This window comes from Streptomyces sp. WAC 04229, assembly GCF_003947455.1.
Taxonomy (GTDB): domain Bacteria; phylum Actinomycetota; class Actinomycetes; order Streptomycetales; family Streptomycetaceae; genus Streptomyces.
Genome location: NZ_QHJH01000073.1, coordinates 1 through 9,709, shown reverse-complemented (window position 1 = coordinate 9,709; position 9,709 = coordinate 1). Strand labels below are relative to the sequence as shown.

8 protein-coding genes and 1 pseudogene are annotated in these 9,709 nt (G+C 73.7%); 2 read left to right on the top strand and 7 right to left on the bottom strand.

All coding sequences use genetic code 11. From position 1 onward, the window contains the following. Positions 1-2: 2 nt before the first annotated feature. Together DMH12_RS20395 and hasP are read left to right on the top strand one after the other, a co-directional pair. Positions 3-821 (top strand): alpha/beta fold hydrolase, encoded by an 819-nt coding sequence (locus DMH12_RS20395; protein WP_125492962.1) that lies wholly within the window; start codon positions 3-5, stop codon positions 819-821. Positions 822-877: 56 nt separating this feature from the next. Then, on the top strand, positions 878-1,747 hold the full coding sequence (gene hasP, locus DMH12_RS20390) for a 3-hydroxyasparagine phosphotransferase (protein ID WP_125492964.1): 870 nt from the start codon (positions 878-880) through the stop codon (positions 1,745-1,747). Positions 1,748-1,814: 67 nt separating this feature from the next. Here the strand turns inward: hasP and DMH12_RS20385 are convergent, their stop codons facing one another. From DMH12_RS20385 to DMH12_RS20355, 7 genes and pseudogenes are all read right to left on the bottom strand, one after another. Next, on the bottom strand, positions 1,815-3,659 hold the full coding sequence (locus DMH12_RS20385) for an ABC transporter ATP-binding protein (RefSeq protein ID WP_125492961.1): 1,845 nt from the start codon (positions 3,657-3,659) through the stop codon (positions 1,815-1,817). A 39-nt stretch (positions 3,660-3,698) separates the two neighbouring features. Continuing rightward, complete coding sequence (locus tag DMH12_RS20380) at positions 3,699-4,700, bottom strand: clavaminate synthase family protein (RefSeq protein ID WP_125492960.1); 1,002 nt, start codon at positions 4,698-4,700, stop codon at positions 3,699-3,701. Between the two features lie 296 nt (positions 4,701-4,996). Then, positions 4,997-5,146: pseudogene (locus DMH12_RS39860) on the bottom strand (NAD(P)-binding protein); the annotation flags it as partial. A gap of 55 nt (positions 5,147-5,201) precedes the next feature. Continuing rightward, positions 5,202-6,188, bottom strand: coding sequence for a beta-ketoacyl-ACP synthase III (locus DMH12_RS20370; protein ID WP_125492959.1), 987 nt, complete (start codon positions 6,186-6,188; stop codon positions 5,202-5,204). Continuing rightward, positions 6,185-7,996, bottom strand: coding sequence for an acyl-CoA dehydrogenase family protein (locus tag DMH12_RS20365; protein ID WP_260474261.1), 1,812 nt, complete (start codon positions 7,994-7,996; stop codon positions 6,185-6,187). Before DMH12_RS20365 ends, DMH12_RS20370 begins: the two co-directional genes overlap by 4 nt. Positions 7,997-8,075: 79 nt before the next feature. Beyond that, positions 8,076-9,296 carry a beta-ketoacyl-[acyl-carrier-protein] synthase family protein gene (locus DMH12_RS20360; RefSeq protein WP_125492958.1) on the bottom strand — a complete coding sequence of 407 codons (1,221 nt, stop codon included), beginning with the start codon at positions 9,294-9,296 and terminating at the stop codon, positions 8,076-8,078. Further along, entirely contained in the window at positions 9,293-9,538 is a 246-nt protein-coding gene (locus DMH12_RS20355; protein WP_122619752.1) for a phosphopantetheine-binding protein, read from the bottom strand. Before DMH12_RS20355 ends, DMH12_RS20360 begins: the two co-directional genes overlap by 4 nt. Between the last annotated feature and the right edge of the window lie 171 nt (positions 9,539-9,709).

The window sequence follows — 9,709 nt, the reverse complement described above, 5'->3', positions numbered from 1 at the left end:
CCATGCCTGTCATCACCGTCAACGACATCCGGATCAACTACTACGACAGCGCCCCGCCGGGAGGTGGCGGCTCGGCGCCGGCCGTGCTGCTGGTGATGGGCTCGGGCGGCAGCGGCCGGGCCTGGCACCTGCACCAGGTGCCCGCCCTGGTCGCCGCCGGCCACCGGGTGATCAGCTTCGACAACCGGGGGATCGCCCCGAGCGAGGAGTGCCCGGGCGGCTTCGGCATCGACGACCTGGTCGCCGACACCGCGGCCCTCGTCGAGGAACTCCGCCTGGGCCCCTGCCGGGTGGCCGGCATCTCCATGGGCGCCCACATCGCCCAGGAGCTGGCCCTGTCCCGGCCCGACCTCGTGGACCGGCTGGTGCTGATGGCGACCCGGGCCCGCCCGGACGCCCTGCGCGAGGCGCTGTGCCGCGCGGAGATGGAACTGTACGACCAAGGGGTCGAGCTGCCCGCCGCCTACGAGGCGGTCGTGCAGGCCATGCAGAACCTCTCGCCCCGCACCCTCGACAACGACCGGCAGGCCCGCGACTGGCTCGACGTGCTGGAGCTGACCCGGGTCTCCGGGCCGGGGCACCGGGCCCAGCTCGAGGTCGGCATGATGCCCGACCGGCGCGAGGCGTACCGCGGCATCCGGGCCGCCACGCGCGTCATCGCCTTCCAGGACGACCTGATCGCCCCGCCCCACCTGGGCCGGGAGGTCGCCGACGCGATCCCCGGCGCCGAGTACGAGCTGGTGCCCGACTGCGGGCACTACGGCTATCTGGAGTCACCGGACGCGGTGAACAAGAGCCTCGTCGAATTCCTGCGCCGGTGAAGGAGAACCCCTTGCAGACCGATTCCGAGACCGCGCCGAAGGCCGCGTCCGGGGACCTGACGCCCGACGACCGCCACCTGCTCGGGCTGGCCCTGGAGGTGTGCCCCGGCTTCGCCCCCGGCGAGGTCGTCTACCGCAGCCGCACCTCCCTGGTGGTGGGCGGCTTGCTGGACGGCGTCGAGGCGCTGGCCAAGGTGCGCACCCCCGACTGGCGGCGCCAGTGCCTGCGGGAGATCGACACGTACGACCTGTTCGACGCCGTGGCGCCGCCGGTGCCGGTGCCCCGGCGGTTCGCCTCCGACAAGGAGCGCGCCGTGCTGGTCATGGAGCGGCTCGCCGGGGAGGTGCTGGCGCCCGACCGGTTCCCGGTCACGCCCGTCTCCCGCGAGGACCTGGACGGGGTGCTGGCGGCGGTGGAGCGGCTGCGCCACTGGCACCCCGCGCTGGCCGAGGGCTGGTCGGTGGACTACCGGGGGATGCTGGAGGGCGTGCACGCCCAGGGCGTCTTCGACGACGCGCACTGGGCCTCGCTGCTCAGGCTGCTCGAACTGTCCGGTGTCCCCCGCGAGTTCGGCCACGGCGACCTGGTCCTCGCCAACGTGGTCCGCAGCCGGGGCCGGCAGGTCCTGATCGACTGGGCGAGCAGCGCCCTGTACCTGCCCTGCCTCGACCTCGCCCAGCTCTGGATGCTGCTCGGGGACGTCCCCGGCGCCCGGGCCCGGATCGAGGTGGCGGTGGCCGAACGCGCCGACGAGCGGGACGGGATGATGCCGTTCCTGGTGAACCTGACGCTGCTGCTCTACCGCGAGCGCCGCGCCCACCAGCGGTTCACCGACGACGCCTCGCGGGCCCGGGCGGTGCGTCTGGACGCCGCGTGGGAGCTGACCCGGCACCGGGTCCGGCAGTGCCTGGCGACGGCGGGCTGACCGGCCCGCGGCACACGCGAAGGGGCCTCCCGGTGAAGTCACCGGGAGGCCCCTTCGTGGGGAGGGGTTACTGGATGAGCAGCTGGTGGCTGGCCAGTTCGCGGTAGAGGGGGCTGGTGCCGGTCAGTTCCTCGTGCCGGCCCGCGGCGACGACCTCGCCGTGTTCCAGGACGACGATCTGGTCGCTGTCCACGACGGTGGAGAGCCGGTGGGCGACCACGAGCAGCGTGCGGTCGGCGGTGACGGTGCCGATGGCGTCCCGCATCAGGGCCTCGTTGCGGGCGTCGAGGTTGCTGGTCGCCTCGTCGAGCAGCATGATCGGCGGCGCGGCGAGGAAGGTGCGGGCCAGGGCGAGCCGCTGCCGTTCGCCACCGGACAGCAGGACGCCGCCCTCGCCGACCTCGGTGTCCAGGCCGAGCGGCGCCCGCTCGACGACGCCCAGGAGGTTGACCGAGCGCAGCACCTCCCGCATGTCGTCGTCGGTGGCGTCGGGCGCGGCGAGGGACAGGTTGTCGCGGACGGTGCCGGCGAGGACGGGCGCCGACTGCTCGACGTAGCCGAGGCGTTGGCGCAGCTGTCGGCGCGGCAGGTCGCGTACGTCGGTGCCGCCGACCCGTACGACGCCCGAGGTGACGTCGTAGAACCGTTCCACCAGCGACAGCAGCGTGGACTTGCCCGCCCCGGAGGGGCCGACCAGGGCGGTGCGGGTGCCGCGGGGGACGGTGAGGGACACGTTCCGCAGGACCGTCTCGCCGTTGTCGTAGCCGAAGCTGACCCGGTCGAACTCGATCGCGGGCGGCCGTGCGGAGCCGGTCTCCGCATCGGGCCGGGTCCGCTCCCGCACGGTCAGCGTCCCCGCGGCGGCGCTGTCGGTCTCCTGCGGCAGGTCCACCATCTCCTCGATGCGCTGGAGGGCGCCGAGCCCGGACTGGAGCCGGGAGTAGGCGGTCAGCGCGCGGCCGAGCGGGAACCAGAGCATGAACAGGAACAGCACGAAGGCGACCATGTCGCCGACCTGGATGGCGCCGCTTGCCACCCGGGCGCCGCCCAGGCCGAGGACCACGAGGAACGCCACCTGGATGGTGGTGGACGTGATCGGGTTGATCATCGCCTGGAGCCGGGCGATGCGCATGCCGGCGTGGTACGCCTCCTTGGCGTAGCCGTCGACGGCGTGCCCCTCGCGTTCCTCGGCGCCGCTGGCGCGGATCGTGCGGACGGCGGAGATGGCGCGCTCGACGGCGGACGTCATCTCGCCGATCCGGTCCTGGGCGTCGCGGGAGGCGCCCCGCACCCGGCGGGAGAGCCCGACGACGGCGAGGACGCCGAGGCCGAGGCCGAGGGCGGTGGCGGCGAACAGGGTGGGGTCGATCAGGCACATCATGAGCGCGGAGCCGCCGACCATGACGACGTTGGTCACGGTGTCGAACAGGCCCGAGGTGACCACCGCGCGCAGCATCGTGGTGTCGGCGCCGACCCGGGAGAGCATGTCGCCGGTGCGGCGCCGGTCGTACTCGGTGATGGGCAGCCGCAGCAGCCGGGCGACCAGCCGCCGCCGGGCGGTCAGGACCAGCCCCTCGGCGGCCCGCTGGAGCAGGTAGTCGCGGACGCCGCCGAGCACGGCCACGACGACGAGGACGCCGATGAGCAGGGCGACCAGCCGGCCCACCGGCCGGTCCGCCTCGATGTCGGTGAGCACGTCGCGGGTGAGCACCGGCTGGCTGAGGGTGAGGAGGGTCACCACCAGCGAGAGCACCGCGACGATCCCCAGCGTCGGCCAGTAGCCCTGGAGATACGGGAACAGGGAGCGCAGTCCGACCTTCCGGGCCGGCGGGGACGGCGGCCCGGGTTCCGGCGCGCTCTCCGCCCCGGCGTCCGGAGCGGGCGGCCGCTCCCTGGTCTGCGTGCTCGTCATCGGACTCCTACTCCTGTTTCACTGCGGGGGCTTCGCCGGTCAGGCGGGCTGTGGCGCGTCTGAGAGCACGTAGCCGTCGGCCGGGCGCATCGCGCGGCAGCGGCGCAGGTCGGTCAGCACGAAGGTGCGCTGGAGCCAGCGGTCGGTGCCGTCGTAGCGAGGCGTGAACTCGGTGCGGCCGTGGACGGTGACCCGGTTGTCGACGATCGCCAGCTCGCCCGGGGCGAGGCGGTGGGTGGTCGCGGTGGCGTCGAAGTGGGCCTGGAGTTCCCGCAGGGCCTCGGCGGCGCGTTCGGTGACCGGTTCGGTGGCGGCCAGGTCCACCCGGAGGTCGGGGTCGGACGGGTCGCCGAGGAGGACGGGTCCCGCTGCCTCGCCGGGGCCGCTCAGGTTGAAGGACGGCGGCGGGGCGGTGATGAACTCCGGTGCCCACAGGGCGTCCACGGTGCGGTCGGAGAGCAGCGGGAGCACCCGCCGGATGCAGGCGGTGCGCAGGCCCGCCCGGCCCGTGGGGTCGGCCCGCAGGCACAGCAGCATCACGAAGTCGGGGCGGTGCTCGTGGAAGGCGTTCTCGTTGTGGAACGTCAGCAGGGTCGAGCCGGCGTTGCCCTGGAACTCCTCCATCCCGGGCACGGGGACGACGTCCTGGACGAGGGCCCCGTTCTTCTCCGGCCGGAACGCGCCGGGGTCGCCCAGTCCGCAGGCCACCATCAGCAGCACGGCGGCGCCCAGTGAGGGCTCGCGCTGCACGGAGCCGTTGACCGCCGGGGTCGGCGGCAGCCCCATCGAGTCGACCGGCAGCCCGCGCAGCAGCATGCCGCCGTCCGGCCCCGAGTCCCGGCGGAATCCGGCGAGTTTCTTGCGCAGATCCGCGGGCCATTCGTGCCAGGCGTTCCTGGCCGCCTCGACCCATTCGGCGTCGTCGGGCCGGCCGGTCGCCTGAGTGGCGAGCTTCCAGGCTATTTCCTCGACGAGTTCCGCGTCCGACTGGTTCAGCGTCACGTCGTAACGCGGCGCCGACCGCGCGGCATTCGCAGCCATTGTCAGAGCCTCCGTCCACATTCGTTTTGTGTGCACTCGTGACGCTATGGGCCGTCGTTATCGGCCGCGTATCGAGTGAGCATGAGCGGAATTTCAGGTTCCGGTGAGGCCGGCCAGGCCGAGGAGCAGCTCCTTGACCTCCGTCGCGGCGACGGCCTCCCGCAGGGGCGCGTGCGGGTCGGAGACGAGCAGCTCTCCCATCGGCTGCCGCACCAGGGGGCGCCATGCGACCAGTCCCGCACCTCCATGCCGGTGGGCCGTACGCCGACGGCGCGCAGCCGCTCGCCGAGGCCCCAGCGCTCCAGGAGGCGGCTGCCGTTGGGGCCCAGGTGCATGCCCACGCCCGATTCCCGGAGTTCCGGTGCCTGCTCGAAGATCCGTACCTCATGGCCCTTCCGGGTCAGCGCGAGGGTGGCGGCGAGTCCGCCGATACCCCCGCCGACCACTGCGATCCGCAGCTTCGGAGCCACGTTGTCCTTTCCTCACGTGCGCACGGTGCGGTCAGCTCCGCTGGTCCTGCACGGGTTCCGCACCCGACCAGACGACGGCGGCGGAACCCCAGGTGAGGCCGCCGCCGAAGGCGGTCAGGAGCAGCCGGTCGCCGGAGCCGACACGTCCCTCGGCGGCCGCGTCGGCCAGCGCGAGGGGGATGGACGCGGCGGCGGTGTTGGCGACGTCCGCGATGTTCGACACCACCCGCTCCCGGGGCAGGCCGAGGCGCTTGGCGACCGAGGTGAGGATGCGGAGGTTCGCCTGGTGTCCGACGAAGGCGTCCACGTCGGCCAGGTCCCAGCCCACGTGCGCGGCGACGGAGCGCGCGGACTCCGTCATGGTGGTCACGGCGCGGGCGTAGACGTCGCTGCCCTGCATGGTGAGGTGGTCGCCGTCCGGCGGGATGGTGATGAGGTCGTCGCCGGTGCCGTCGCTGCCGAGTTCGGTGTGGAGCACCGCCCCCGGATCGCCGGTCCGGCCGCGCTCCAGGAGCACGGCGCCGGCCCCGTCGCCGAAGACGACGGCCGTACCCCGGTCGCCGGGGTCGACGATCGACGAGTAGACGTCCGCGCCGATGACCAGGGCCCGCTCACAGGTGCCCGCGGTGATCATCGCGTCGGCGACGGACAGCCCGTACACGAACCCGGAGCACACGGCGGACAGGTCGAACGCGGCGGCCCGCAGCCCGAGCCGGGACGCCACCCGGGGGGCGGTGGCGGGGCAGCGCCGGTCCGGTGTCGTGGTCGCGAGGAGTACGAGGTCGCAGTCGTCGCGGCCGGCGGACTTCAGCGCGGCGGCCCCGGCGGCCACGGCGAGGTCCCCGGTGGTGGTCCCGGCGGACACGCGGCGGCGGCGTTCGATGCCGGTGCGGCTGTGGATCCAGGCGTGGTCGGTGTCCAGGTGCCGGGACAACTCGTCGTTGGTGACGACCGTCTCCGGCAGGCAGGTGCCGAGTCCGGTGACGACGGCGCCGACGCGGTCGGGCGACGCGGTCACGGGCGTACTCCCGCCTGGACGGCGCCGGGGGTGGCGTGGGCGGCGTGGCCGTCCCTGGCGTCGGTGGCGTCGGGGGCGTCGTGACCGCCGGCTTCGGCGGAGGCCGGGTGCGCGGGCCGCCCGGACCCGGCGTGGGCCGCGGCGGCGTGCCGTTCCGCGAAGTCGGGGTGGGCGATGGGCGCGCTGATCAGCCCCTCGGGCACGGCCAGTTCACGCAGCAGCGCCTCGGCGTCGAGGGACGCGCCGGCCGCCTCGTGCCGGGCCGCCTCGAATCCGAGGAGCGCGTCCTGGTCGAGGATCCCGGCCCGCAGCCCGGTCAGCGCGTGCTCCAGCACACAGGCCGCGGCGTACTGCCCCAGCAGCCGTTCGGACAACGGGGTCGCGGCCTCGCGGGCCCAGTGTCCGATCGCCAGCATCTGGTGGACGGCGCGGCTCCACCGGGCGCTGGCCTCCCCGGCACCGTCCCGCTCCACCCGGTCGAGCAGGGCGTAGCAGACGGCCCGCAGCACCCGGGCGGCGTCCAGGCGCGTGGCCCCGGCGGCCGCCTCGTCGAGCACCTTGTCGAAGTCCGCGCGGTGGCGCAGGGCGAACCGGGTCGCCTGGTAGCCGAGGACGGTGTTGTCGCCGCCGAAGGTGACGGCGATCTCGTAGTCGTGCAGCAGGGGCGCGATCTGGTTCGCGTCGTGGTAGCCGAGCCCGCCGCACAGCTCGCGGGTCTCCGCGAGCGTGTGCCGGGCGTCGCCGGTCGAGCCGGACTTCCCGCAGGAGATCAGCGCGTGCAATACCTGGTCGCGGGCCGGGGCCCCCTGCGCGCTGCGGGCCACCGCGATGCCGGACAGCGCGGCCATGGCGTGCCGGGCGCCCAGCGACCGGCCCACGGCCGCGGTCAGCCGCATGCGGTAGTGCTCGTGGCCGAGCAGCGGCCGGCCGAAGGTCTGCTTGACGGCCGCGAACCGGGTGGTGATCGCGCAGGCGAGCAGCTGCGCGTACGCCGCGCCCACCGAAGGGAAGAGCCGCTCGTGCGTGAAGGTGGCCAGACACTCCTCGAACCGCCGGTGACGCGGCAACGGGGAGCTGTACCTCCCCTCTTCGTCGATCGACGCCCACCGGTTCATCAGGGCGGACAGCGGAAGCCGGTGACCGGTGAAGGTCAGCACACCGGTCTGGTTGGCGGTGACGCCGCCCTTGGGCTCGGCCCGCCCGATCCGCACGCCGGGCAGCACCTGCCCGTCCGCGCGCAGCGGGACCCGCAGCCAGTGGTGCCCCTCGTCCCGCCCGCCGACCACCAGCCGGCTCAGCACCATGGCCACGTCGCCGCTGTGCAGGCTGTTGCCGGTCCACACCTTGCTGTCGGCGGGCCGCGGGGTGTCGAGCACCAGGGTGCGGTCGCGGGGGTCGTACGTCGCGACGGTCCGCACCTGCTTCAGATCGGACCCGGCGAGCAGTTCGGACCCGGCGAAGCAGTACATCCGCTCCATCGAGTCGATCTCCGCCGTCCAGGCGTCGAGTTGCTCCGTACCGGCGTGGCTGAGCAGCGCGTCGCCCGCGATCTGGTGCGAAACGAGGACGTTGAGCAGGGACAGGTCGTACGCGCCGATCCAGCCCATGGTGCGCAGGAACTCGGGGAAGCGGTCGCTGTCACCGCGCCCCAGCCACAGCGAATTCGCCGCGAACCCGGCCCCGTTGAGGAGCCGCGCCCGGCGCAGCGTGAGCAGGCTGTAGTCGCGGACGCTGAGGTCGTCGGGCCGGATGGTGGCGAACTCGGGCCCGGAGAGGACACGGGCCAGCTCTTCTTCGCGTTGCGTCATGAACTCTCCAGGAATGGCCGCACGCACCCGGGCGATGTCAGGGCATGACGGTGCGACCGCGAGTTGCGTATGTGGGGGGTCAGGCGGCGTCGAGTACGAGCGCGCAGTTGCTGCCGCCGAAGCCGAAGGAGGTGCTCACGGCGACGCTCCCGCCGTGCCGGCGCGGGCCGCCGAGGACCAGGTCGAGGTCGGGCAGGCCGGGGTCGGCCCGCTCGGTGTGCGCGATGGGCGGCAGGATGCCGGTGCGCAGGCTGCGCAGGGTCAGTACGGCCTCGATGGCACCGGCCGCGCCGAGGGTGTGGCCCAGCAGGCCCTTGTTGGCGGTGACGGCCGGGCCGTGCGGGAAGAGGCGGGCGATGAGCCGGGCCTCGGTCTGGTCGTTCTGCGGAGTGGAGGTGCCGTGCGCATTGACCGAGTCCACATCCCGCACCGACATGCGGGCCGCCGCCAGCGCCCGCTCGACGGCAGCGGCGGCGCCCGCCCCGTCCGGGCGGGGGGCGGTCGGGTGATGCGCGTCGGAGGTGTCGGCGTGCCCGAGCAGCCGCCCCAGCACCTCGGCACCGCGGGCGCGGGCCTTCGCCGGCTTCTCCATCACGACGGCCGCGGCACCCTCCGAGATCACGAAGCCGTCGCGGTCGGCGGCGAACGGCCGGGACGCGTCGGTCGCCTTCTGCTCGGACAGCGCGCCCATGCGGGCGAACCCGGAGACGACGAGGGGGGTGACGGCGGCGTCCGTGCCGCAGGCCACGACCGTGTCGCAGACCCCGGCGTCCAGCAGCATCTTGCCCAGCCCGAACGCCGAGGCACCCGACGCACAGGCCGCCGCCACGGTGTGCCCCGGCCCGGTGATCCCGTACCGCGCACCGATGGTCCCGGCGGCCATGTTGATCAGGGCCCGGGGATGCAGATACGGCGAGACCATGCCCGCCCCCTGCCGCTCCATCCGCCGGTGCTGCTCGTCATGCGTGGTGACACCCCCGAAGGCGCTGCCCACCACTACTCCCACCCGGCTGCCGTCCCAGCTGCCGGGATCGAGCCGCGACTGCGTGAGCGCCTCCTCGACGGCGGCGAGCGCGAACCGTATGAAGGGATCGGTCCGGGCGGTCCCGCGCCCGGTCAGCTGCCCCGGCCGCAGCTCGGGCACCCGCAGACTGTGCCAGGCCCCGGTACCGGCCAGCGGCTCCGGATCACCGCTCTCCAGGGACTCGGCGGCACACATCGCCTCCCAGGTCGAGTCGGCGTCGGTGCCGGCCGGCGTCACCAGTCCGGCACCGGTGATGGCCACGGGCCCCTCGGTCACGCCGCTTCCAGACCCGCGCCGGCCAGCGAGACGACTTCCCCCACGCTGAGATCCGCGATCCGCGTCTCCTCCCCGGCGAGGTCCACGCCGGTCTCCTCCTTGATCCGCACGATCAGCTCGGCGACGGCCAGCGAGTCCAGCTCCAGGTCCCGCAGCAGCGCCGCGTCCGTGATGTCCGCCGGCTCCACTTCCAGGTCCTCGGCCAGAATCCCGTGCACAACCGACTTGGGGTCCGTACTCATGGGCGTTCACCTCTGGGGCTCAGGGTTGATTCGACACCTCGAAACGAGATCGGCTCCACTGTGCTGGCGGCCGATATGGGGCACCTATCGCGCCGTTATCAGGGGTACGAATACGGGTGAACCGACCAAAAGGCGCGCGGGCGCCCACCCGGAACCCCCCACTCCCCACCT

Bases quoted from the DNA above. Each gene is read 5' to 3' on its own strand.
- DMH12_RS20380 (WP_125492960.1), bottom strand. From the start codon at position 4,700: ATGGCTGCGAATGCCGCGCGGTCGGCGCCGCGTTACGACGTGACGCTG.
- DMH12_RS20395 (WP_125492962.1), top strand. From the start codon at position 3: ATGCCTGTCATCACCGTCAACGACATCCGGATCAACTACTACGACAGC.
- DMH12_RS20385 (WP_125492961.1), bottom strand. From the start codon at position 3,659: ATGACGAGCACGCAGACCAGGGAGCGGCCGCCCGCTCCGGACGCCGGG.
- DMH12_RS20365 (WP_260474261.1), bottom strand. From the start codon at position 7,996: ATGACGCAACGCGAAGAAGAGCTGGCCCGTGTCCTCTCCGGGCCCGAG.
- DMH12_RS20355 (WP_122619752.1), bottom strand. From the start codon at position 9,538: ATGAGTACGGACCCCAAGTCGGTTGTGCACGGGATTCTGGCCGAGGAC.